Source organism: Rothia sp. HMSC066H02 (assembly GCF_001814995.1).
GTDB classification, from domain to species: domain Bacteria; phylum Actinomycetota; class Actinomycetes; order Actinomycetales; family Micrococcaceae; genus Rothia; species Rothia mucilaginosa.
In genome coordinates this window covers 422,397-445,949 of sequence record NZ_KV818688.1, presented here as the reverse complement: position 1 = coordinate 445,949, position 23,553 = coordinate 422,397, and the positions used below count along the sequence as shown (strand labels likewise).

Genomic DNA, 23,553 nt, shown 5'->3' with positions numbered 1-23,553 from the left:
GGCGACATGGGGCAGACGCGAACCGGCAAGAACAGCGGAGCAAGGAGGGGCCGCGTCATTATGCACCTGGACATGGACGCCTTCTTCGTCAACGTCGAACTCCTCGAAAACCCCGCCCTGCGCGGCGAGCCCATTATTGTGGCGCCCCTGGGTCCCCGCTCGGTCGTATGCTCCGCCTCCTACGAGGCACGCGCCCACGGAGTGCGCTCCGGCATGCCGCTCAGTCGCGCCCGGAACCTCAGCCCCAACGCCATCGTCCTGCCGCTGCGCGGCGACTACAGGCACTACTCCCGCGCCGTCATGGCAATCCTTCACGATCTGAGCCCCTACGTTGAGCAGGTCAGCGTGGATGAAGCCTTCGTAGACCTCACCGGCGCCTACCTGCACGGCCAAGACCCCGTCGCCCTGGCGCAGCGCGCTCGCGACCGCATCGCGCAGGAGCTCTCCCTGCCCTCCTCCGCGGGGGTGGCGCCCAATAAGCTGCTCGCCAAAATGGCGTCCACCGGTAGTAAACCGAATGGGCTGTGGGTCATTCCACCCGAGCGCGTTCAAGAATTTCTTGACCCGAGAAAAGTCTCCGACCTGTGGGGAGTGGGTGTCAAAAGTACCGAGCAGCTCTCCCGATACGGTATTCACACCATTGCCCAGATGAGGTCCATGAGCCTGGATTGGCTCAAAGAACGCTTCGGCACTGCCCAGGGCGAGCACCTCTGGGCCATGGCACGCGGTATTGACGAACGCCCCGTGATCACCGAGCGCGAAGAGAAAAGCATGGGTGGCGAGCACACCTTCGAGACGGATACGACCGATGCCCAGGAGGTGAGCGCTGCTATTCGGGAGCTGAGTCTCAAGCTGGGAAAGCGCCTGCGATCCTCGGGGAAACTCGCCGGAGGGCTCAGTCTCAAGATCCGCTACAGCACCTTCGAAACGCACACCCGCGCTATAGCGCTAAACGTGCCCGTGGACTCCGGTATGCAGATTGCCTCCCTGGCGTTGGAAGCCCTGCGAGCAGATGAAATTCTGGTGGGTCAGGAGGCGCCACGCGCCCTGCGACTCATCGGAGTGCGCGCCGAAAAACTCGCCCGCGCCGAAGACGGGGTGCAGCAGACCCTTTTTGATGCCATCGAGAGCGGGGCAAACCCACGCTCCGCACAAAACGCATCCGCAAAAACCGCCTCAGCACAACGAGGCGGCGGGGGAGTAGGTAAAAGCCTAGGGAATGGTACTCGCTCGGGTTCTGGTGCTCGCCTTGTGAAGAGCGGTAGATGGTCCGAGGTTGAGCACGTCATGGACGCCATTCATCGCAAGTACTCGCAGGAAAGCCTCAAACCAGCCTCCGGGGTGGCGGTACCGGAACAGAAGGTCGAGGAAAGGGCCGAGAAAACGGCTGAGTAAAAGGCTGAGGGAGGGAACTAGCCCGAGGGGAACCATCGCAGAAAGGGTAGTGCCCTCCACAGAAGACATTGAGGTACTTCTGCCTGAAAAAGAATGCGCCAACCCCACTCCGCGCGGTACGATGGGAAACATACGACGGGAAGAAGCGCACACCGCGCCAGCTGGTACACCAGCTAACCCTGCTGATACGAATGTCATTTTGAGCAGAGACACCTCAAAGGAGAAAACGATGGCACTGTCCGAGCGTGAACAGAAGGTTCTGGACCAGCTCGAAGAACTCATGAGCAATGAGGACCCGCACTTTGCCTCCTCCATGTCTTCAACCGGCAACACCGCGCCGGTCTTTAGTGCTCGCCACCTGGCTCTCGGTATTCTCTTCGTTCTCATTGGCCTGGGCATCATTATTGGTGCAGTTGCATCGAATATGATTTGGCTGGGTGTCTTCGGCTTCCTCTTCGCGGCAGGTGGCGTGTACTTCGCAACCACCAGTAAGAAGACCCCGGTAGATTCCTTCCTCGGCGGTAAGGCAGAGGGCGCAGCTCGCGTGCGTCAGCGTGAGCAGAAGGAGCGTTCCTCCTTCATGAATCGTCTGGAGGACCGCTGGGACGAACGCAATAACGGCCAGTTCTAGTACTGCTTTGGTGCAATAGTTTTTCTCACGGCTAGTATTTCTCGTGGCTGAGCATCCGTACTCTCTAGGGTCTTAAGACTTCATCAAGACTTCACAGGCGGAAGGTAAGAATTCTCTTACCTTCCGCTTTTTCTGTGCCCGAGCCAGTGAGAGATGGACGCTTTGGGGGCGGACGGATGGAGCGCAATGACTATTGCAACTGGCCCCGTCATTGACTCTGTACTTGAGTCAGGGCATAGCAAACATGATGAAGGCGGCCCGCTGAGCGGAAACACCCGAAGCTGTGTAGAAGCTGTGCGGCAGCGTTAAAAATGCAGAAGAGAGCATAAAAACACTAAAAGATACTCTGCCGGGTGGGGTAGGTGGTGGAAAGTGGGGTAAAGTGGAGGGGAAAGCTGAAAGTCAGTCCTATCGCCGTGCCCTCAAACAGACGGCGGAGGCGCCGGCCCGGCACACCCCGCCACCGGCACCTACAGGATGTGTGGAGCAACCACGCTCCCGCAGGCTTCAGCACAATGGCACACATCAGGGGCACACATCGGGGAGGTGAAGTGAATGTTCTTAGGTACCTACTCGCCACGAATGGACGCCAAAGGACGCATCATCCTTCCCGCCAAATTCCGTGAGGAACTCTCAGCAGGCCTCGTTCTGACCCGCGGTCAAGAACGATGCCTGTACGTTTTCCCCGCCGCAGAATTTGAACGCATCCACGAGCGGATGCGCACTGCGCCCCTGCCCGGACGAGCCGCCCGAGACTTCCTGCGAGTCTTCCTCTCAGGAGCCTCAGACGAACTGCCCGACAAGCAGGGACGCATCACCATCCCGCCGATACTGCGCCAATACGCAGGACTGACCGACAACCTCGTCGTCATCGGATCCGGTACCCGCGCAGAAATCTGGGATGCAGCAGCTTGGGAGGAATACCTCGCCCGCACCGAAGCTGAATTCGCCTCCCTCGACGAGGACCCGTTCAGCCCGCTACTCTAGCCGACACCCCGCCGGTGCGATGGCTACCGCCCGGCATCTCTCTATCACCACCGCACCACTCTTCCGTAAGCTTTCCCGCAGGACAAACTCTCACAGGAGCACCCATGAGCGTAGACCACGCCCCCGAAACCGGTACGACCGCATCCGGCGCTGCCGCCAAGGTCACCGGCGCATCCATTGAGAACCTCTCCCAGCGTGAAGCCAGCGAACGCCACGTGCCCGTCATGCTGGACCGCTGCATTAACCTGCTGGCACCCGGCATCGAACGCGCCGTTGAGGAGCACGGCACCGCCTACGTTATTGATGGCACCCTCGGCATGGGCGGTCACTCCGAGGCGCTGCTCGAACGCTTCGAAAACCTTGTACTCATCGGCATTGACCGCGATCTGCAGGCGCACGCCATCGCCGGTGAGCGCCTGGCGCGCTTCGGTGACCGCTTCGTACCCGTGCACGCCGTCTACGATGAGATTGACCGCGCCATGGAAACCGCCGGCGTGCAGGGTATCGATGGCATCCTGATGGACCTGGGTGTCTCCTCCATGCAGCTGGACGAACGCACCCGTGGTTTCGCCTACTCCTACGACGCGCCCCTGGACATGCGCATGAACTCCGAAGACGAGCTCACCGCCCGCATTGTCGTCAACGAATACAGCGAAGACCAGCTGCGCCGCATTATCCGCAACTGGGGCGAAGAGAAGTTCGCGTCGCGTATTGCCCGCGCCATCTGCACCGCCCGCGCCAACGCGCCCCTGGAAACCACCGGTGAGCTTGTGCGCATTATCCAGAAGGCGGTGCCCGTCGCCGCGCAGCGCACCGGCGGCCACCCCGCCAAGCGTACCTTCCAGGCGCTGCGCATCGAAGTGAACCACGAACTGGAGGCCCTCGAACGCGCCGTACCGGCAGCCCTGGAGGCGCTCAACCTCGGCGGCCGATTCGTCGCCATGAGCTACCACAGCCTCGAAGACAAGATCGTCAAGAGGGCACTGACCGCAGAAGCATCCTCCAAGGCACCCAAGGGCTTCCCGGTAGAGCTTGAAGAGCACAAGCCCACCGTCAAAATCATTACCCGCGGCGCCGAACCGCCTACCGATGAGGAAATCGAACAGAACTCTCGCGCCGCCAGTGCCAAGCTGCGCGCCGCCGAGAAGATCCGCATCCCCGCCAAGTAGAAGACAGAAAGCGAAGAAGAGTGAGCACCCAGCACGCATCCCCGCGCCCCACCCGCACCCAGGGCGCCCCGCGGAGTCGACGCGCCGGTTCCTCGCGCCCTGCCGCCGGCACCCCCGGCGCCGTTGGCTCTACCCGTGCATCCTCTACTGGCGCATCGACCGGGGCGAGCCGCGCCTCCACCCGAGCTCACTCCGGTCGCACCCGCACCGCGCGTCTGGAACCGGTCACCGCCTCCCAGCCGGTGGTCCGCCCCGCCAGTACCGCGGCTTCGCACGGCGGTAAGCGCACCTCGACGAATGCGAGCCGTGTACCCTCGAGCGTCCGTGCGGCAGCCCGCGCCGAAGAGACCCGCGAAGAGAAGCCGAAGTCGCGTCACCCGCTCTCGACGGTGCGCCGTCGAGCCCGTAAGCTCAGCCCACCCACCATGCTCGCTGTTTTTGCAGCAATCCCGCTGACCCTGATTTTTATCCTGCTGCCCAACGTGCTAATCGTGACCCGACAGTACGACATGGTGGACCTGCGCGCGCAGGAACAGCGTCTCGTGCAGGAGAACCAGGCCCTGCAGCAGGAGATCGGTTTCAAGGAAGCGCCCCAGGACCTGGCGGTGCGCGCGAGCGCCCTGGGCATGTTCGCCAGCTCCTCGCAGGCCACCCTGAACCTGCAGACCTCCAAGATTGAGGGCACCCCCGCCCCGGTGGCAAGCCCGACCGGTGCTGAGGGAAACAAGCAGGAGAACCTGATTTCGCCGCCGGCAGTGGGTTCGGAAGAAAGCTACGCCAAGGGCATTGTGGATGCTGACAAGTCTGTTCAGCAGCGACACAGCCAGGCGAGCGCTACGGCAAAGGCATCTGCAAGCGCCTCGGCAAGCCCCGCGCAGCAGGCTAACCCCGCCCAGCAGGCCAACCCTGCACCGAGCGCGCCTGCTAGCCCGGCTGCTTCCGCCGCCCCGAGCGCCGCACAGCAGCCCAGCCCTGCCGCTAGCCCCGCGGCAAGCCAGCCCGCACGATAAACAACATTGACCACAGGATGCGTAGCATCACCGATAGACTAGACCACCGAAAGGACCACCGCATGAGCTCCGACGCGCGTAAGAACGCGAACGAATCGGCATCCAGGAAGCCGGACCTGACCCGCCGAGGTTTTCTGGCAGGCGCGGCCGCCACCGGTGCCCTGGGCGTCATCGGCGTAAACCTTTTCGTGCGCCAGGGCTTCGACCCCGGCGGGGTTGCCAACGCCTCGCACCAGAAGCGTCTGCGCTCGCAGGTGCTTCCCGCAGTGCGCGGGCAGATTCTCGATATTAACGGCAACGTCATGGCCCGCTCGGTGCAGCGCTACAACCTCACCGCGGATCAGACGGCCGTCGCCACCTTTAAGCGTTACAACGAGGACCGCACCGAGAAGATTGAGGTGACCCCGAGCCAGCTGGTCTACGAGATGACCGATATCCTCAAGAGCGTGGACCCGGGCATCACCGACGAATTCATCAAGTCGAAGCTGGACGGCACCTCCAAGTACTCGGTCATTAAGACCGATGTTTCCCCCGAGATTTTCCACAAGATTGACGACCTTGGCGCGCCCTTCATCTACGGCGAGGCCTTCTCGCAGCGCCTGTACCCCAACGGCAGCGTGGGCGGCTCCGTGGTCGGCAAGTACAACATCGTGGACGAACCCGACGGCAATGGCACCGGCGGCACCGTGACCCGTAACTTTTCGGTGGGTATTGAGCGCGTCTTCGAAAAGGAGCTGGCCGGAACCCCCGGCGAGCGCACCTACGAGATCAGCGCGGACGGTGTGCGCATCCCCGTGGCCAAGGAGGAGCAGCGCCTCGCAGTTGACGGCAAGAACGTGCGTCTGACCATTAACCGAGACATCCAGTACTTCGCCCAGCAGGTTGTGCGCGCCCGCGCCGAGGAGCTCAAAGCGGAGTGGTGTACCGCAATCGTCATGGACGTGCGGGACGGCTCCATTTTGGCTCTCGCTGATTCCTCCACGATGGACCCGGGGGCGGCAACCATTGAGGATGCGGCGGACATGACTCCGCGCGCTATTTCGCAGAACGTGGAGCCCGGTTCGCCCGAGAAGATGCTGACTGCTTCGGCGCTGATTGAGCAGGGCCTGACGACTCCGACTAGCGTGTATGATGTGCCCGCGACCCTCACGATTGACGGGCAGACTTTCAAGGATGCGTTTGAGCACGGGGCGCAGAAGCGTACTTTCTCGGGCATTATTACTGACTCGATGAACACCGGTATGGTGCTGATCGCTCAGAAGCTCAGCAAGGAAGAGCGCTACAACTGGTTGAAGAAGTACGGTGTTGGTGAGTTTACCGGCATTGAGCTGACCGGTGAGGAGCAGGGCCTGATCAGCGATTGGCGCGATTGGGACGGCCGTACGCAGTACACGGTGTTGTTCGGTCAGGGTGTTGCGCAGACTCCTTTGCAGACCGCCATGATTTTCCAGGCGCTGGGCAATAAGGGTGTTCGTCTGAAGCCGCGCATTGTGGACGCAATCATTGACGCGGACGGCACCGAACATAAGCGTGCCGTGGAGCCTGGCGAACGCATGGTGAGCGAGCAGACTGCCGCCTCCTGCCTGACCCTCATGGAGAACATGGTGGAGCAGGGCCACGCCCGTCCGGCGAAGGTGACCGGCTACCGCGTGGGCGGTAAGACCGGTACTGCGGAAACTCCGAGTGAGAAGGGCGGCTATGACGGCAACACGACCTCCTTTATTGGCGTGGCGCCGATTGAGAACCCGCAGTTCTTGGTTGCGGTGACCATGCAGCGTCCCGAGGGTGGCGTGGGTACGACGGCGGAGTTCTCCAAGATTATGGAGAAGACTCTGCACACCTATAATGTGCCGCGTTCTACCGGTGAACCGGAGTTGATTCCGCTTTTTGCTGAGGACAGCCCCAATAAGACGAGCTAAAGGCGAGCGGGGGAGAGGCGCCCGGTAGCTGATTCGTGATGAAGAAGCGCCGGTACTGAACACCTGTCGAAGCCTAAAGACCGTAGAATATTGAATGACCCTGTGTGCCTTGAGCGCATTGACCATACAGAGCTCACCGCTTCGGACAGCGGAGAGGAAAGAAGGACGATGGATACCGCATCTCACGCACCCGGCCAGAACCTGCTGGGCGGCGACGCTCAGACTCTGCGCCCGAATGCTGTGCGCCCGGTGAGTTTGGCGCACCTTCGCGAACATCTGCAGGGATTGGGTGCTCAGGTGAGTGCCCAGCCGGCTAGTGGCGTTCAGGGTTCTGAATCCGGTGATTCTGTTGAGGTCACCGGTATTAGCATGGACTCCCGAGGTGTTCGCCCGCAGGACCTGTACGTGGCTCTGCCCGGTGCGAAGGTGCACGGTGCACAGTTTGCTGAGGCTGCGTTGAAGCTGGGTGCTTCCGCTATTTTGACGGATGCTGCCGGTGCGCAACTGCTGGGTGAGGCGCCGGTGCCTGTCCTGGTGACTGAGAACCTGCGCGAGTACGTTGGTCCGTTGGCTGCGCTGATTTATGGTTCGGCTTCGTTCCCCGCCACCCACCGCTATGCGGTGACCGGTACGAACGGTAAGACCACCTCCACCTACATGCTGGAGTCGGTGTTCCGCACCGGCCTGGGTGTGAAAACCGGTCTGATTGGCACTATTCAGATTCTGATTGATGGTGTGTCGGTTCCTTCGAAGATGACCACCCCGGAGTCTCCTCACGTGCATTCTCTGCTGACGATTATGGGTCAGCATCAGGTGCGTTGCGCCGCAATGGAGGTGTCCTCGCACGCGATTGATTACCACCGTGTGGACGGCGTGAAGTATGCGGTTGCTGGCTTCACGAACCTGACCCAGGACCACCTGGATCTGCACGGCACCATGGAGCATTACTTTGAGTCGAAGGCGCAGCTGTTCACTCCTGAGCGTGCTGAGCTTGCGGTGATTACTGCTGATGACGAGTGGGGCGAGAAGATGTTCTCCACCGCTTGCGAGCAGATGGGTGCGCAACAGGTGCACCGCCTGGTGACTGCGCGCGGTGCCGGTCTGGCTGAGGTGCCCGCAGAGTTTGGCGCCCGCGACTGGGCTGTGGTGAAGGTTCAGCGTGAAGGCCTGGGCCACCGCTTCCACGTGGCTAATGGCGCCGGTGAGAGCATTGAATGCTACACCGGTCTGCCCGCTGACTTTAACGTTTCGAATGCTGCGCTGGCGGCGCTCATGGCGTACCTGGATACTGACTCCGCTGAGCGTGAGCGTCTGCTGCCTGAGCTGGCGTCCGGTTCGGCCCTGACTCCGGTGGTTCCGGGCCGTATGCAGCTGATTTCCTTGGCTCCGCACGCGATTGTGGACTTTGCACACAACCCGGACGGTCTGACCCGTGCCCTGGAGGCAATGGACCGCCCCGGCGATGGCAAGGTCATGATTGTTTTCGGTGCGACCGGCGAGCGTGACCAGCTCAAGCGCCCGATTATGGGTGCGATTGCGGCACAGTACGCAGATATTGTGGTTGTGACTGATGACGACCCGCACGGTGAGGCGCCCGGGCCGATTCGTGCCGCCGTTGAGGAGGGCGCGCAGAAGGCTGAGAACCGCCGAGCCACCCAGATCCTGAATATTTCTCCGCGTGCCGCCGCTATTGATGCGGCAATTGCCCTGGCGGGCGAGCACGACGCCATCCTGATTGCTGGCCGCGGCCACGAAACCGAACAGGATGTTGACGGCGTGGATATCGCCCTGGACGACCGTGTTGAAACCGCCCGTGCCCTGCGTGCGCACGGTTTCGAGATTCTGCCTGACTACCAGCGCATGCTCGATGAAAGTGACTCTGAAACCGCTGAAGGTATGGTGAAGAATGATTAAGCTCAGCGCCGCCCAGATTATTGAGGCAACCGGCGGCACCGCTATCGGCCTAGAGGGCCGTGAGGAGCAGGTGTACGCAGACTTCGCCACCACCGACTCCCGCGAGGTGCAGACCGGTACCCTGTTCGTTGCGAAGCCCGGTGCGGTCACTGACGGTCACAGGTTCATCCCCATGGCGTTTGAGAGGGGCGCGACCCTGGCGCTGGTCGAGCGTGAAGTACTCGACGAGCAGGGCGTGCCCTACCCGAGCATCCAGGTGCCCGATGTGGTGCTGGCGATGGGCGATTTGGCGCGCTATTCCATTGAGCAGATGCGCGCTCAGGGTGAGCTGACCGTTATCGGTATTACCGGTTCTGCCGGTAAGACCACCACCAAGGACCTTCTTGCCGCCATTTTCACCCCGGAGGGCCCGACCGTTGCACCGGTCGGCTCCTACAACAGTGAGGTGGGCGTGCCCCTGACCGTTTTCCGTGCGGATGAGTCCACCCGCTACCTGGTCATTGAGATGGGTGCGGACCGTGTGGGTAACATCGAGTACCTGGCGAATATTGCGCACCCCGATCACGGTGCAATCCTGAAGGTTGGTACCGCGCACGCTGGCGAGTTCGGCGGCGTGGACAATATTGAGCGCACTAAGGGTGAGCTGGCTGAGGGTGTTCAGCCGACCGGTTCCCTGGCGCTGAACGCTGACGATGAGCGCGTGCTGCGCATGGCGTCGCGTTCGGTTGCACCCATTACGTACTTTGGCGTGGGCGAGAAGACCGACGCGAACGGTCAGCCCTACGAACGCTACGTGGCGGCGCTGAACCTGCGCACCACCGACGCTGGCTGCCCCGAGTTCACTCTGCGCCTGCCCGACGGTAGCGAGTACGAGATTTCCTCGCAGCTGATCGGTGAGCACCACGTGCACAACCTGCTGGCTGCTGCGACGATCGCCTACAACAGCGGTATTTCGGGTGAGAAGATTGCTCGCGCGCTCAACAAGGCGGCGGCGGCTTCGAAGTGGCGTATGGCGCGCACCGACCGCGCTGACGGCGTGACCGTCATTAACGACGCCTACAACGCGAACCCCGAGTCGATGGCTGCGGCACTGCGCACCCTGGCGCAGCTGGGTCGCACCGTCGACCCGGCGACCGGTCAGCCGCACCGCACCTGGGCTGTTCTGGGTGCCATGCTGGAGCTCGGTGACGCCTCCGTGGAGGAGCACGACCGCATCGGTCGCCTCGTGGTGCGCATGAACATTTCCAAGCTGATTGCTGTGGGCGACGAGACGAAGCCCATCTACAATGCTGCTCATCTGGAAGGCTCCTGGGGTAATGAGGCGACCTGGGTGAAGACCCCGGAAGAGGCAGAGCAGATCCTGCGCGCCGAGGTTCACCCCGGCGACATTGTGCTCTTCAAGTCCTCGAACGGCGCGAAGCTGGGCATTCTGGGTGACCAGGTTGCTTTCGCCGAGTACACCTTCGGCGCTGAGGAAGAGCAGGCACCGACCTGGCTTTCTGCCGGTGACTTTGTTGAAACCACCGATTTGAGCGACCACCTTGCCGCTCACCTGGACGGTACCGCTAATGGCGACCGTACTTCGACCGAACAGACCACGAACGAAGGGTAGCGCTTTATGATTACCGTGCTGATTGCTGGAATCTTCGGATTCCTCATCTCCCTCACCGCGCTGCCGGTGTTCATCAAGAAGATGAAGTCCCTCAAGCTTGGCCAGCTCATCCGTGAGGAAGGCCCGGCGGCCCACCAGCATAAGGCGGGCACCCCCACCATGGCGGGTCTGATTTTCATCCCCGCGGCGATTCTCGCCTACTTCTTGACCCTGGCGGTGAGCGCCCTGCTCTTTGGTACCGCGCCGGTACCGACCGCTACCGCGTGGCTGACCATCGCCTTCACCCTGGGTATGCTCGGTGTGGGCGCGGCGGACGACATCATGAAGTTCCGCAATAAGGGCAACGAGGGTCTGACCGAGAAGCAGAAGACCATTGGTCTTCTGGGCGTGACCCTGCCCTTCGCGTACCTGGCATTCCAGTTCCCGAACGAGTCGGGTGCTCGTCCGGCGTCGACCGCCATCTCTTTCGTACGTGACCTGCCCATCGATCTGTTCGCGGCGGGCGCGGTCTTCGGCTCCATCCTGCTGGTTGGTTGGATTACCCTCATCTCCCTGTCCGGTACGAACGCGGTGAACTTCACCGATGGTCTGGACGGCCTGGCTGGCGGCATCATGATGACCATCTTCTCCGGCTACCTGACCATCAGCATCTGGCAGTACGTACACGCCTGCTCCGCCGGTGCCGGCACCGCCTGCTACGATGTGCGCGACCCCGGTTCGCTGGCTCTGATTGCCGCATCCCTGGTAGGTTCGCTGGCTGGCTTCCTCTGGTGGAACGTGTCGAAGGCACAGATCTTCATGGGCGACTCCGGTTCCCTGGCGCTCGGTGGCGCAATGGTTGCTTTCGCGTTGTTTACCCGCACCGAACTGCTTCTGCTGGTCATCGCTCTGATTCCCGTGCTGGAAGTGTTCTCTGTGATCGTGCAGAAGTTCGTGTTCAAGACCAGCCGTAAGCGTTCGGTCGCAGCGGGGGAGAAGCCCCTGCATGCGCACCGTTACTTCCGTATGACCCCCTTCCATCACCACATGGAGAAGGTCGGCGTCAACGGCAAGTACTCAATTGATAAGCGAGGCATTGCCCCCGGTACCGTCAGCAGCGGCGAAGTAAACTCTGTGTTCCGCCTCTGGGTTGTTAACGCCCTCTGCGTGCTCGTCGCCCTGGCGCTGTTCTTCGGTGACTGGTTCTCGCAGACTTCTGGAGTGATTCACTAATGTCAACTAATGAACAGCCGGATACAGCTCGCATTGAAGCGAACGCTGCCGCTATTGCGGTGAACCCGGTGTATGAGAACGAGCGCCTCGCGGAGCTGACTCACTGGGGCGCCCCCTGGGCTAACCTGCGTGTGGTCGTGGTGGGCATGGGTACCAGCGGAGACGCTGTGACCGATGTGCTCGCTCAGCTGGGTGCGAAGATTGTTGTCATCGACGGGGCAGATACCCCGGAGAAGCGTGAGCGCATCGACCTGTACGCTAACGCCTACGGCAACGTTGAGGGCCTGTTTGGTCCCGAGCACATGCGCGCACTGCCCCCGGTGGACGGTCAGGAACCCGAGCTTGTGGTAACCTCCCCGGGCGTGCGTCCCGACCACCCGGTCATGCTGGACGCGTATGAGCGTCGCATCCAGATTTGGGGCGATGTGGAGCTGGCGTGGCGCCTGAATGAGCGCAACGACCGCCCGACCCCCAAGTGGCTGTGCCTGACCGGTACGAACGGCAAGACCACCACCGTGGGCATGGTCGATTCCATCCTGAAGGCTGCCGGTAAGAAGTCTATTCAGGTGGGTAACGTGGGCATGCCCATCGTGTACGCCATTGCCGACGATGAGCCCTATGAGTTCTTCGCGGTGGAGCTGTCCAGCTTCCAGCTGCACTGGACCTACTCGATGTCCCCGTACGCTTCGGTGGTTCTGAACATCGCTGAGGATCACGTGGACTGGCACGGCTCCTTCGACGGCTACAAGGCTGATAAGGCTCGCGTGTACGAGCACACTCAGGTTGCCTGCATCTTCAACACCGACCACGTAGACACCCTGCGCATGGTCGAGAACGCGGACGTTATTGAGGGCGCTCGCGCGATTGGCTTTAGCTCCACTGAGATGCCCGCCGTGTCGATGCTCGGCCTGGCTGAGGATATTCTGGTGGATCGCGCCTTCCTGAAGAACCGCTACAACGAGGCGTACGAGCTGGCGGTCCTGCAGGATCTGGCTCCGGCACCCGGTAAGATGCCCGCAAAGCACACCGTGGAGAACGCTCTGGCGGCTGCGGCGCTGTGCCGTGCGGCTGATATTGACCCGAAGGCTGTGGGAGCGGGCCTGCGTTCTTTCAAGACCGGTGCGCACCGCAACCAGCTGGTGGGCTACGCGAACGACATCATGTGGGTGAACGATTCGAAGGCTACGAATCCTCACGCCGCGAACGCGTCGATGAGCGGCTACCCCTCGCTGGTGTGGATTGCTGGCGGCCTGTCGAAGGGCGTTGAGTACGATGAGCTGATTGCTGCTCACGCTAAGCGTCTGAAGGCTGTGCTGATTATCGGTACTGATACTGCGGCGCTGAAGTCGGCGTTGGCTAACCACGCTCCGCAGGTTCCGACCTACAATATGACCGCCGCTGTGGCTGATTCTTCGGACGGTATTGCCGTGATGAACGCGGCCGTTGCGAAGGCTGCTGAGCTGGCGCATCCGGGGGATACCGTGCTGATGGCTCCCGCGTCTGCTTCGATGGACCAGTTCAAGAATTATGCGGTGCGCGGTGATGCGTTTGCGAACGCTGTTGCCGCCCAGCTGGCAGACTCTTAGGACATTGCCTGCATAGGGTGTCTCGGGCGACCGGGGTGCTTTCTGCGGGTTCTTCTCGGGGGTGGGATGGTAACGGTGTCCCACCCCTGAACCTTTTTCGTGTATTCGCCACGACGGATCCGTGGCAGTTGAGGCCTATAGGAGGGCATGTGAGTACCAACGCATCTTCGGAGCGTTCGGCTTCTTCGGCGCGTTCGACCGCGAGTGGCCGTTGGGCGTCTTTGCGAGCCGGTTTGGAGGATTTCTCTGCGCCGTTCCGTACTCGTGCCGATAGGCTGTACCGTCGTGGTTTGAAGGCTGACCTGTGGGATGTGCCGGTGATGCTGCTGGTCACCACCCTGGGTCTGGCTATTTTTGGCTGCATTATGGTGCTGTCGGCGTCGAGCGTCACCATGATTTCTCAGGGGCAGTCGCCGTTCTCGCAGGTTTCGTCTCAGGTCATGTTCTTGGTTCTTGGCGTGATTGCGATGGCGGGTATTACGCGTATCCCTGTTGGGTATTACCACAAGAAGTCTGTGGTGTACGCGATGCTGATTGTCGCGTTGGTCATGCAGCTTGCTGTGGTGGTCGTTGGCGTTGAGGTGAACGGTAACCGTAACTGGTTGAAGATCCCCGGCATCGGACAGATCCAGCCGTCGGAGTTTTCGAAGCTGGCGATTATTATGTGGCTGGCATGGGTGTATAGCCGCCACGGCGATATTTCTCGTAGTATTTGGCGCACGCTGTTCCCCTCGATTTATGGTGTGGGTGCTCTGGTGCTGCTGATTATGCTCGGTGGTGACATGGGTACCGCCATGGTGTATGGCTTCATCTTTGTGGGCATGATGTGGCTGGCGGGTGCTTCTCGCAGCTCGCTGCTGAAGATTGGCGGCGCGTTTGCGGCGTTGGCGCTGGTGGGTGTGCTCAGTAGCGCGAACCGTGTGGCTCGTATTTTCGGTATTTGGGGCTCGTGCACGAACGCTAACTGTGACCAGGCGAATTCTGGTGAGGTGGCGCTGACGACCGGTGGCTTCTTGGGTGTTGGTCTGGGCCAGTCGCGCCAGAAGTATAACTACCTGGCTGAGGCGCATAACGACTATATTTTCGCCATTATTGGTGAGGAGCTGGGTCTGCTGGGTACGCTGGCGGTTCTGCTGCTGTATGTGGGCCTGGTGTATTGCGCGGTTCGTATTATGCTGCGTACTACTGATCCGCTGGTGCGTTTGGCTACGGGCGGCATCATGATTTGGTTGACCTCTCAGGCGATTATCAATATGGGCATGGTGTCCCGTATTTTGCCGGTGATTGGTGTGCCTTTGCCGTTTGTCTCCTATGGTGGTTCGTCGCTGTTGTCCTCGTTGTTTGCGGCGGGTTTGTTGTTGGCGTTTGCGCGGCAGACTCCGTTGCGTGGCGCGACGAAACCGTCGAATATTGAGACCCAGAGCGTGCGTGAGGTTCGTCGTGAGAATGCTGAATGGCAGCGTCGTTCGCCGCTGCAGGATGTTCTGAATCAGGAGGAGGCTGCTCGTGCGGCTGCTGGTGGTCACCTGTTGAAGGAACATAATCCTTTGAAGGTTGTTTTCGGTCCGGAGAGCACGTTGCGCCGTTGGTTGGGTTTTGCGCCGGATCAGCAGCGTGAGTTGTCTCGTATGGCTCGTGAGCAGCAGAAGGAGCAGGAGCGCCAGGCTCGGGAGCAGGTTCGTCGTGAGGAGGAACAGGCTCGCCAGGAGGCGGCGCAGGCTCGAGAAGAGGCGCGTCTGGCTCGTGAGGAAGCTGCCCGTGTGAAGGCGGAGCAGAAGGCTGAAGCTCAGAAGCAGAAGGCCTCGCAGAAACCTGCCCCGCAGAAGCCTGCACCGAAGAAGGCTCCCGCTCAGCCTCGTACCGGTCAGCAGGCTCGTGTTGCCCAGAAGAGTACTGCCTCTACTCGAGCGGCACAGGGTAAGCCTGCTCAGCCCCGTACCGCTCAGCAGCCTACTGCTCAGAAACCTGCTGCTCAGAAGCGAGTGCAGCAGCCTCGGGGCGCTCAGCCCCGTAGCGCACAGCACCGTCCGTCGGGTTCGCTACCTGCGGGCCTGCAGCCGCTGCATCCTGAGGACCGTCAGCGTCGTGCCCAGCGGCAGGGTAATCCTCGACAGGGCGCTCAACGTCAGTCAGCGCCGCGACAGGGTACTCAGGCAAAGGGCGCTCCGAAGAACAGCGCTCAGCAGGCACAGCGTCCGGCTCGGAATTCCGCTCAGCGCGGCACCCGCAAGCAGGGCTAAACCCCGCGGAACCCGCTCCGTGAAGCCTGCATATCGGGGGCTGACATTCGGGGAAGTGAGCTACGGTTCGTGCCTCTACCCGTGATGAATATGTGCTGAATATAAGATAAAGCCCTCGCTATTGAGTTGTAGCTCAATGGCGGGGGCGCTCTTTTGAACAGGTGCGATAGCGTAAAATGATGCTGTACCGATGTGTTGGGAGAAAGACCTATGACGAAGAAGGCGCCCTCTATAGTCTTCGCCGGTGGTGGCACCGCCGGTCATATTAATCCGATGCTCGCGATTGCGCGTGCGGTTCGTGATCTTGAACCGAACGCTAAGATTCTGATGCTGGGCACTGCGGATAAGATGGAAGCCGAGCTGGTTCCGGCAGCTGGTTTCGATATTGAGTTCATCCCTCGTGCAGCGTTCCCTCGTAGCATTAACCGTGCCGCTTTGGCTTTCCCCGCTAAGTTCTTTGGTGGCCTGTCGAAGACCCGCCGCATCCTCAAAGAAGCAGATGCAGACGTGGTCGTTGGCGTGGGCGGCTACGTGTGCCCGCCGGCGTATCTGTCGGCGTTGAGCGCTAAGATTCCCGTGGTGATTCATGAGGCGAACGCGAAGCCCGGTTTGGCGAACCGCCTGGGCGGTACGTTCGCTAAGTTCACCGGTGTTGCGTTCCCTAACACTCCTTTCCCGCGTGCAACCCTGGTGGGTATGCCGATGAAGGATGAGATTGCCTACCTGAACCGTGAGGCGCACCGTTCGAAGGCTCGCCGTAACCTGGGCCTGGACCCGCAGAAGCCGACCGTGATTGTGACGGGCGGTTCGCTGGGTGCGTTGAGCCTGAATAATGCGGTGGCGGCGTGCCGTGACCACTTTGCGGAGTGGGACTTCCAGATTTTGCATATTACCGGCAAGGGTAAGGCTGTTCTGGATGAGAACGGCGAGTTGTTGAGCGCCCCGAATTACCGTCAGATTGAGTTCAGCAACGGCATGCAGGATGTGTATGCTGCCGCTGATCTTCTGCTGGTGCGTTCGGGTGCGGCGACCGTCAGTGAGGTTGCTGCGGTGGGTGTTCCCGCGATTTTTGTGCCGCTTCCTATTGGTAATGGTGAGCAGGCTCTGAATGCTCGTTCTCTGGTGGAGGCGTCTGCGGCTCTGCTGGTGAAGGATGCAGAGGTCACCGGTGAGTGGTTCGCCCGTGAGATTCCGGCTCTTATGGCGAACCCGGAGGAGCTGGAGCGCATGGGCGTTGCGGCGTATGAACTTGGTATCCGTGACGCGGCGCGCGTTATGGCTGAAGCAGTATTGAAGGCAGCTGAGAAGTAATGACTGAATTGATGAATCTTGAGATGGTGTTGCCGGCACCGCTGAACCCGCCGTTCCCTGAGCGTGCGAAGATGAGCGAGTTGGGCCGTGTGCACTTCATCGGTATTGGTGGCGCGGGTATGAGCGCTATTGCCGCTCTGATGCTGCAGGCTGGTGTGACGGTGAGTGGTTCTGATCGTGCGGAGTCGGCTACTGTTGAGTCTTTGCGTGCTGCGGGTGCTCGTGTGGGTGTTCCTCAGCAGGCTGAGAACATTGTGGATGTTGATACCGTGGTGATTTCTACTGCGATTCGTGAGGATAACCCGGAGCTTGTTGCCGCTCGTGCGCAGGGTCTGCGTGTGCTGCATCGTTCTGAGGCGCTTGCCGCCGTGATGGGTGAGTCTCAGGTGGTTGCTGTTGCCGGTACGCACGGTAAGAGCACGACCAGCTCCATGATTTCTGTGATGTTTGATCAGCTGGGTGCTGACCCGTCGTTTGCGGTGGGTACTGTGATTGCTGGTCGCGGCACGAACGCGCACCTGGGCGCTCAGGACCCGGAGTCGATTTTTGTGGCTGAGGCTGATGAGTCGGACGGCTCGTTTGTGCGTTACCGCCCGGCTATTGCTGTGGTGACGAATGTTGAGCCGGACCACCTGGATTTCTATGAGACGGATGAGCGTGTCTTTGAGGCGTTCAACCGTTTTGTGGGTTCGCTGGCACCTAACGGTGTTGTGGTGACCTGTGCTGATGATGCGGGCGCGGCTGATTTGGCGGCTCGTTCTCGTGCGGCGGGTGTGCCCGTAGTGACCTACGGTGAGTCTGAGGATGCTGACCTGCGCATTAGCGAGATTACCAGCGCGGGTTCTTCCTCGTCCTCGCACCTGTCGTGGTCTTTTGAGTGCCGCGGTGCGCGTTATGAGGGTGAGCAGGATCTTGCGCTGAAGGTGCCCGGTATTCATAACCAGTTGAACGCTTCGGCTGCTTTTGCGTCGGCGCTGATCTCTGGTTACGAGGCTGCCGATATTGCTCGTGCACTGGCTGAGTTTGTGGGCGCTGACCGCCGCTTCACCTTGCGTGGTGAGGTTGCGGGCGTGAAGGTCTTTGATGATTATGCGCACCACCCGACCGAGGTGTTCCGCGCTCTGGAGACGGGCCGTACCGTGGCTGATGGCCACAACCTGTACGTGATTTTCCAGCCGCACCTGTTCTCTCGTACTCGCGAGTTCGCGAAGGAGTTCGCTGAGGCCCTGTCGATGGCTGACCGTGCTCATGTGCTGGATATTTACCCGGCTCGTGAGCTGCCGATTGAGGGTGTGACCAGTGAGCTGATTACCGGTGCTGGTTTCTCTGAGGTTCGTTACGCTACCGCTGAGGACGCTATTGAGGATATTGTGACCTGTGCTCAGGCTGGCGATATTGTGATGACCGTTGGCGCTGGCGATGTGACCGCTTTGGGTGCGCGTCTGCTGGAGTCCCTGGAAATCCGTCACGGTGGCGAGTCGAAGAAGTCGGAGGCTTAGGCTGTGCCGATGAGTTCTGGTCTCTCTTCGGAGGGGCATTCCTCCTCGCGCGCGCCGAAGGCTCCGCGTTCGCGTGCTCGTTTGCGCGCCCAGCAGGTAGCTGAGAATGCGCAGGTTGAGGCTAAGAAATCTGAGTCTGTGCAGGCTGAATCTGCGCAGTCTCAGCTGACTCAGCCGCAGGCCACCCAGCCTCAGGTTGTGAAGAGCGCAGAAGCTACTGGGACTGCAAAGCCCTCGGAAGCTATGAAGTCTGTGGACGCCGTGAAGCCTGTCGAGGTTGCATCCTCGGAGGCTTCTGCTCAGCCTTCTGGTGCGCAGTCTGCCGCTACTCAGCCTTCCGCTACTCAGTCTTCGAGCTCCGTGCGACACATGCCGCGTAAGCCGGTGGTGCATAAGTCGCCCAGTCAGAACGATGCTGATTCTTCGGCGTCCAAGAGCGCTGCGGCGGTTCATTCTTCAGCACAGTCTTTGAAGGATTCGGTGCGTTCTGCGCTGATGACCGGTCGTACCGTGTCTGAGGTTGAGCACGCGCCTGAGCTGTTTGATGTTGAGGCGTTTGAGGATTCTTCGTCTAAGAGTGCCTCTGCTCAGGCTGAGAAGAGCGCAGAAAAGGAAGTAGCCGATCAGAAGGCTACGCAGAAGAGTTCTGTTCAGAAGTCTTCTGCCGGTTCTGTTGAATCTTGCGAAGAGTCTGCCGCTCAGAAGGCTGAGGAACGCGCCGATAAGGCGGGGGAGAAGGCTGTTGAAGAGCCTCGCCCCACGAGTCGTTTTGGTCGTTGGCGTGCAGAGCGTGAGCAGCAGCGTGCCGCGGAGATTGAGAAGGAGCGCGAGCGTGCGAGCCGTCAGGCTCAGCGTGAGCGTCTGCGTCAGGATCCGGGCTTGGACGGTCTGCGTGCTGAGGAGCGCCCCCGTAAGGAGCGTGCGCCTCTGACTCGTGCCCGTAAGCTGCTGTACACCGCTTCGGCACTGGCTATTATTGCGGTGCTGTATGTGGTGCTGGTCTTCTTTTCGCCCCTGTTGGCGACTCAGAAGATTACGGTGCGCGGCGCGTCCCTGCTGGAAACCACCCAGGTGGAGCAGAAGCTTGAGCCTCTGCGCGGCGTTCCGCTCACTCGCATCGATGAGAAGAAGGTGCGTGAGCTGATCGGGCAGGATAATGTGATTCGTAGCGTGCAGGTGGAGAGCCGTCCGCCGCATGAGCTGGTGGTGACTCTGAAGGAGCGTACCGCGGTTGCGGTTGTGAAGCAGGGCGATACGTACCATACTGTTGATAGCGATGGTGTGAGCCTTCTGGAGTCGGCGACTCAGCCCGATACCTCGGTACCGCTGGTTCGTTTCAGCGGTGATGACCCGCAGACTTCGGCTGAGTTCCGCACCATTTCTACGGCGCTTTCGGCGATGCCCTCTGAACTTCTAGCTCAGGTTAAGGAAGCCGGCGCTACATCAACCTCAAGTATCACTCTAACCTTGAGGGATAATACTACGGTGCAGTGGGGAACCGCTGAAGAGAGCGAGTTGAAGGCTAAGGTCCTGCTCTCCCTGCGCCAGGCTATTGCTAAGCGTGCTCAGGAGGAGACCTCCTCCGAGGCACAGACGCAGAAGGTGACCGTCTATGACGTGTCTGCCCCGCGCGTACCGGTGACTCGTTAGGGGAACCATTCAGGCGCTTTATCCTCCCTTTTTGTGTGAAATCCGCAAAAAGAGGGGGTAATTGCGCTGTGTGACTAGGAACCTACAAAAACAGTTTGGTATCCTAGCAGATAAAGTCATTCTTTAGAGGAAACCTTCAGGCTTAGATTAAGCTGCGGGTCTTCCGAAGCTGGAACACGGAACAATCGAGGAATACATGGACGCTGGAACTCCCCAGAACTACTTGGCAGTCATCAAGGTCGTTGGTATCGGCGGCGGTGGCGTCAACGCAGTCAACCGCATGATTGAGGTTGGTCTGCGCGGCGTTGAGTTCATTGCTATCAACACTGACGCTCAGGCTCTGCTGATGTCCGATGCAGACGTTAAGCTGGACGTTGGTCGTGAGCTGACCCGCGGTCTTGGCGCGGGCGCAAACCCCGAGGTTGGCCGTCAGGCAGCCGAGGATCACGCGCAGGAAATTGAGGAAGTCCTCAAGGGCGCAGACATGGTCTTTGTGACCGCAGGTGAGGGCGGTGGCACCGGTACCGGTGGCGCACCCGTCGTGGCACGTATTGCCCGCTCCCTCGGCGCTCTGACCATTGGTGTGGTGACCCGCCCCTTCACCTTCGAAGGCCGTCGCCGCTCCAACCAGGCTGAGACCGGTATCGCTGCTCTGCGCGATGAGGTTGATACCCTGATCGTTATTCCGAACGACCGACTGCTGTCGATTTCGGATCGTAACGTCTCCATGCTGGACGCATTCAAGTCCGCTGACCAGGTTCTGCTCTCCGGTGTGCAGGGCATTACCGACCTGATCACCACCCCCGGCCTGATCAACCTTGACTTCGCTGACGTTAAGTCCGTCATGCAGGGTGCAGGTTCGGCTCTGATGGGTATCGGCTCGGCATCCGGTGAGGACCGTGCCGTGAAGGCAGCTGAGCTGGCTATCGCTTCGCCGCTGCTGGAAGCATCCATCGACGGTGCACACGGCGTTCTGCTGTCCATTCAGGGTGGCTCCGACCTGGGTCTGTTCGAGATCAACGAGGCTGCACGCCTGGTTCAGGAAGTTGCTCACCCCGACGCAAACATCATCTTCGGTGCTGTTATTGACGACGCACTGGGCGATGAGGCTCGCGTGACCGTGATTGCTGCTGGCTTCGACGCAGTGAACCCGGAAACCAACTCCAACGCTTCCACTGCTGCGGCTACTCAGGCTCAGCGCACCCAGGCATCCTTCGGCGGTTCCACCGCTCCGGCTGCTAACGGCTACGGCTACAACGCACCCGCTGCTGCTCCGGCTTCCACCGGCGCTGCTGGCTTCGACGTTGACCTTCCCCCGGTTGTGGAGGAAGCTCCGGCTCGCCGCGACACCCTGGACGTCCCTGACTTCCTGAAGTAGTCTGCCCGGCTGTGAACGCCTAAGCGCGTTGTACGGCTGAGAGTCTTATGAAGCTATAGGGGAGCTGAGAAACACGCACATTGTGCTGTTCTCGGCTCCCCTTTGCTATACCCGCCGTTATACCCGCTGATATCTGATGAAGGAATAGAAGATGAGCGATACCCCCAAAACTTCGCTACTTGCCTCTGCCGATACCCGAACCCTGGGTCCCTGGCGTGTGCGGGTGGGTTTCACCTCCCGCGCGGCGGGCAACCTGGGCTTGCACGTGGACGATGAGCTTGGCGGCGGTATGGACGCCTCCCTGGTGCGCACCCTCAACCACCGTGCCGCCCTGGAGGAGGCGCTGGGCACCGAGCCGTTCTTCTACCTGAACCAGGTGCACGGCGTGCAGATTGCCTACCCGGAAGACTATGCGGTGGAATCCTACGCGCCCGGTGCACCCGAGGAGCGTACGGTTGAGCGTGCCCGCGCGGTGCTGGAGAACTCTCCGGTCGCCGATGCGGCGATTAGCAGTGAGGGCGTTCCCCTGGCGATTATGGTGGCGGACTGCATCCCCGTGGTGCTTGTGGGTGAGCGGGTCGCGAACTGGCAACCGATCCTGGCGGTGGCTCACGCTGGCCGCCGCGGCCTGCTCGATGGCGTGCTCCAGCAGACCGTGCAGCGGATGCGTCAGCTCGGCGCGGAGAAAATTACCGCCTGGCTGGGTCCGAGCATTTGCGGTAGCTGCTACGAGGTGCCCGAAGATATGCGCACCGAGTCCACCGAACTAATTCCGCAGGTGCATTCGGTGACCAGCCAGCAGACCCCCGGCCTGGACCTGCCCGCCGGTGCCCGCGCCGTGCTGGAGGAGGCGGGTGTGCAGGTGAGCATGGACTGTGCGCAGTGCACGTTTGAGGAGCCCGAGGTGTATTCGCATCGCGGGTTCACGAACCGCGGTGAGAAGCCGGGCCGCATCGCAGGTCTGGTGTGGATTGAGAAGGCGGCAGAGCCCGCCGCCTAGAGCTGCTAAAGATAGAACCGCTAAAGATAGAGCCGCTGAAGGAGAGAAGATGTCTGAAATGAACGTAGAAGAGAACCTGCAGTACACTCCCGAACGTGCCGAGCAGCTGCTACAGAACTACCGCCGCGTGCTTGAGCGTATCCGCGCCGCGGAGCAGGACCACAGCGCCGTGCGTACCGAGGAGAGCGCCCCGGTGCAGCTGGTGACGGTCACGAAGTTCTTCCCCGCCTCCGACGCGGCGGCACTGCTGGATGGGGGAGTGACCCTCTTCGGTGAGAACCGCGACCAGGAGGCGAGCGCGAAGGCTCGTGAGCTTGCCGCCTACTGTGCTCAGCGTGAGGTGCAGCCCCCGCATTGGGCGTTTATTGGCCAGTTGCAGACGAACAAGGCGAAGTCTGTGGTCAAGTACGCCTCCAGCGTGCATTCGGTGGACCGCCCCTCCCTGGCGGACGCGCTGGCGAAGGCGTACGCGAACCAGCTGGCACGCTTTGAGGTGGGGGAGGCGCCCGCACCTGCGGCGGCGGAGCATGGTGCGCTGACCTGCCTGGTGCAGGTGTCCCTGGCGGAGGTTGCGACGGCTGGCCACGCCGCTGAGGGCGCGCGCGGCGGTACCAGCGCCTCCGAGCTGCTGGAGCTGGTGGAGCGCATCGAGAACCACGAGCATCTGCGCTGCGGTGGTGTGATGGCGGTGGCACCGCTGGGCATGAACCCGGATGCGGCGTTTGAGAAGCTCTACGGTTTGGCGTCGCTGGTGCGTGAGCAGGTGCCGCACGCGACCGAGATTTCCGCCGGCATGAGCGGGGATTTGGAGGCGGCGGTGCGTTGGGGTTCGACCTGCGTGCGCGTGGGTAGCGACATCATGGGTAAGCGTCCGGCGCTCTAGCCTCGCCTAAGCTACGCGCCGTGCGTTGCCCTTCGAGCGTTGGGCTACTTTCGAGTGCTGGGCTGCTTTCGGTGCAGACCGGCGGCATAATCATCGGTGCCCTTGACCGCCTGCGCGGGGTGGGCGCTGGTAATATATACATGCCGGTGCATGGCGT

17 protein-coding genes are annotated in these 23,553 nt (G+C 61.0%); all 17 read left to right on the top strand.

All coding sequences use genetic code 11. The features are described 5' to 3' along the window. Positions 1 to 6 precede the first annotated feature (6 nt). Positions 7 to 1,395: a DNA polymerase IV gene (gene dinB, locus HMPREF2999_RS09010; protein WP_070674980.1), complete on the top strand. Its 1,389-nt coding sequence runs from the start codon at positions 7 to 9 to the stop codon at positions 1,393 to 1,395. A 229-nt stretch (positions 1,396 to 1,624) separates the two neighbouring features. Continuing rightward, positions 1,625 to 2,026: a DUF3040 domain-containing protein gene (locus HMPREF2999_RS09005; protein WP_005506566.1), complete on the top strand. Its 402-nt coding sequence runs from the start codon at positions 1,625 to 1,627 to the stop codon at positions 2,024 to 2,026. A 555-nt stretch (positions 2,027 to 2,581) separates the two neighbouring features. Next, positions 2,582 to 3,013, top strand: coding sequence for a division/cell wall cluster transcriptional repressor MraZ (mraZ, locus tag HMPREF2999_RS09000; RefSeq protein ID WP_005507741.1), 432 nt, complete (start codon positions 2,582 to 2,584; stop codon positions 3,011 to 3,013). Between the two features lie 104 nt (positions 3,014 to 3,117). Continuing rightward, on the top strand, positions 3,118 to 4,182 hold the full coding sequence (gene rsmH / locus HMPREF2999_RS08995) for a 16S rRNA (cytosine(1402)-N(4))-methyltransferase RsmH (protein WP_070674983.1): 1,065 nt from the start codon (positions 3,118 to 3,120) through the stop codon (positions 4,180 to 4,182). 20 nt (positions 4,183 to 4,202) lie between these two features. Then, positions 4,203 to 5,192, top strand: a complete 990-nt coding sequence (locus HMPREF2999_RS08990; protein WP_070674986.1) for a cell division protein FtsL — start codon at positions 4,203 to 4,205, stop codon at positions 5,190 to 5,192. Positions 5,193 to 5,254: 62 nt separating this feature from the next. Next, positions 5,255 to 7,111, top strand: coding sequence for a peptidoglycan D,D-transpeptidase FtsI family protein (locus tag HMPREF2999_RS08985; RefSeq protein ID WP_070674989.1), 1,857 nt, complete (start codon positions 5,255 to 5,257; stop codon positions 7,109 to 7,111). A 168-nt stretch (positions 7,112 to 7,279) separates the two neighbouring features. After that, positions 7,280 to 9,025 carry a Mur ligase family protein gene (locus HMPREF2999_RS08980; protein WP_070674992.1) on the top strand — a complete coding sequence of 582 codons (1,746 nt, stop codon included), beginning with the start codon at positions 7,280 to 7,282 and terminating at the stop codon, positions 9,023 to 9,025. Next, positions 9,018 to 10,637 (top strand): UDP-N-acetylmuramoyl-tripeptide--D-alanyl-D-alanine ligase, encoded by a 1,620-nt coding sequence (murF, locus tag HMPREF2999_RS08975; protein ID WP_070674995.1) that lies wholly within the window; start codon positions 9,018 to 9,020, stop codon positions 10,635 to 10,637. Before HMPREF2999_RS08980 ends, murF begins: the two co-directional genes overlap by 8 nt. A gap of 6 nt (positions 10,638 to 10,643) precedes the next feature. Next, a complete protein-coding gene (gene mraY, locus HMPREF2999_RS08970; RefSeq protein WP_005507747.1) occupies positions 10,644 to 11,849 on the top strand; it encodes a phospho-N-acetylmuramoyl-pentapeptide-transferase in 1,206 nt (401 codons plus the stop codon). Continuing rightward, positions 11,849 to 13,435 (top strand): UDP-N-acetylmuramoyl-L-alanine--D-glutamate ligase, encoded by a 1,587-nt coding sequence (gene murD, locus HMPREF2999_RS08965; protein WP_070674998.1) that lies wholly within the window; start codon positions 11,849 to 11,851, stop codon positions 13,433 to 13,435. The genes mraY and murD overlap by 1 nt, the downstream gene beginning before the upstream one ends. A gap of 149 nt (positions 13,436 to 13,584) precedes the next feature. Further along, a complete protein-coding gene (locus HMPREF2999_RS08960; RefSeq protein ID WP_070675001.1) occupies positions 13,585 to 15,675 on the top strand; it encodes an FtsW/RodA/SpoVE family cell cycle protein in 2,091 nt (696 codons plus the stop codon). Between the two features lie 210 nt (positions 15,676 to 15,885). Then, positions 15,886 to 16,986, top strand: coding sequence for an undecaprenyldiphospho-muramoylpentapeptide beta-N-acetylglucosaminyltransferase (murG, locus tag HMPREF2999_RS08955; RefSeq protein WP_049326894.1), 1,101 nt, complete (start codon positions 15,886 to 15,888; stop codon positions 16,984 to 16,986). Then, a complete protein-coding gene (gene murC / locus HMPREF2999_RS08950; RefSeq protein ID WP_049326895.1) occupies positions 16,986 to 18,485 on the top strand; it encodes a UDP-N-acetylmuramate--L-alanine ligase in 1,500 nt (499 codons plus the stop codon). Before murG ends, murC begins: the two co-directional genes overlap by 1 nt. A 9-nt stretch (positions 18,486 to 18,494) precedes the next feature. Continuing rightward, positions 18,495 to 20,135, top strand: coding sequence for a cell division protein FtsQ/DivIB (locus HMPREF2999_RS08945; protein ID WP_246823108.1), 1,641 nt, complete (start codon positions 18,495 to 18,497; stop codon positions 20,133 to 20,135). A gap of 196 nt (positions 20,136 to 20,331) precedes the next feature. Beyond that, positions 20,332 to 21,513 (top strand): cell division protein FtsZ, encoded by a 1,182-nt coding sequence (gene ftsZ, locus HMPREF2999_RS08940; RefSeq protein ID WP_005506541.1) that lies wholly within the window; start codon positions 20,332 to 20,334, stop codon positions 21,511 to 21,513. Between the two features lie 151 nt (positions 21,514 to 21,664). After that, on the top strand, positions 21,665 to 22,513 hold the full coding sequence (locus tag HMPREF2999_RS08935; protein WP_070675007.1) for a purine nucleoside phosphorylase YfiH/LACC1 family protein: 849 nt from the start codon (positions 21,665 to 21,667) through the stop codon (positions 22,511 to 22,513). Positions 22,514 to 22,562: 49 nt separating this feature from the next. Next, entirely contained in the window at positions 22,563 to 23,396 is an 834-nt protein-coding gene (locus HMPREF2999_RS08930) for a YggS family pyridoxal phosphate-dependent enzyme (protein ID WP_070675010.1), read from the top strand. Positions 23,397 to 23,553: the final 157 nt, after the last annotated feature.

Coding starts and splice junctions, on each gene's coding strand:
- dinB (WP_070674980.1), top strand. CDS start 7: ATGGGGCAGACGCGAACCGGCAAGAACAGCGGAGCAAGGAGGGGCCGC.
- HMPREF2999_RS09005 (WP_005506566.1), top strand. CDS start 1,625: ATGGCACTGTCCGAGCGTGAACAGAAGGTTCTGGACCAGCTCGAAGAA.
- mraZ (WP_005507741.1), top strand. CDS start 2,582: ATGTTCTTAGGTACCTACTCGCCACGAATGGACGCCAAAGGACGCATC.
- rsmH (WP_070674983.1), top strand. CDS start 3,118: ATGAGCGTAGACCACGCCCCCGAAACCGGTACGACCGCATCCGGCGCT.
- HMPREF2999_RS08985 (WP_070674989.1), top strand. CDS start 5,255: ATGAGCTCCGACGCGCGTAAGAACGCGAACGAATCGGCATCCAGGAAG.
- HMPREF2999_RS08980 (WP_070674992.1), top strand. CDS start 7,280: ATGGATACCGCATCTCACGCACCCGGCCAGAACCTGCTGGGCGGCGAC.
- murF (WP_070674995.1), top strand. CDS start 9,018: ATGATTAAGCTCAGCGCCGCCCAGATTATTGAGGCAACCGGCGGCACC.
- mraY (WP_005507747.1), top strand. CDS start 10,644: ATGATTACCGTGCTGATTGCTGGAATCTTCGGATTCCTCATCTCCCTC.
- murD (WP_070674998.1), top strand. CDS start 11,849: ATGTCAACTAATGAACAGCCGGATACAGCTCGCATTGAAGCGAACGCT.
- murG (WP_049326894.1), top strand. CDS start 15,886: ATGACGAAGAAGGCGCCCTCTATAGTCTTCGCCGGTGGTGGCACCGCC.
- murC (WP_049326895.1), top strand. CDS start 16,986: ATGACTGAATTGATGAATCTTGAGATGGTGTTGCCGGCACCGCTGAAC.
- HMPREF2999_RS08945 (WP_246823108.1), top strand. CDS start 18,495: ATGAGTTCTGGTCTCTCTTCGGAGGGGCATTCCTCCTCGCGCGCGCCG.
- ftsZ (WP_005506541.1), top strand. CDS start 20,332: ATGGACGCTGGAACTCCCCAGAACTACTTGGCAGTCATCAAGGTCGTT.
- HMPREF2999_RS08935 (WP_070675007.1), top strand. CDS start 21,665: ATGAGCGATACCCCCAAAACTTCGCTACTTGCCTCTGCCGATACCCGA.
- HMPREF2999_RS08930 (WP_070675010.1), top strand. CDS start 22,563: ATGTCTGAAATGAACGTAGAAGAGAACCTGCAGTACACTCCCGAACGT.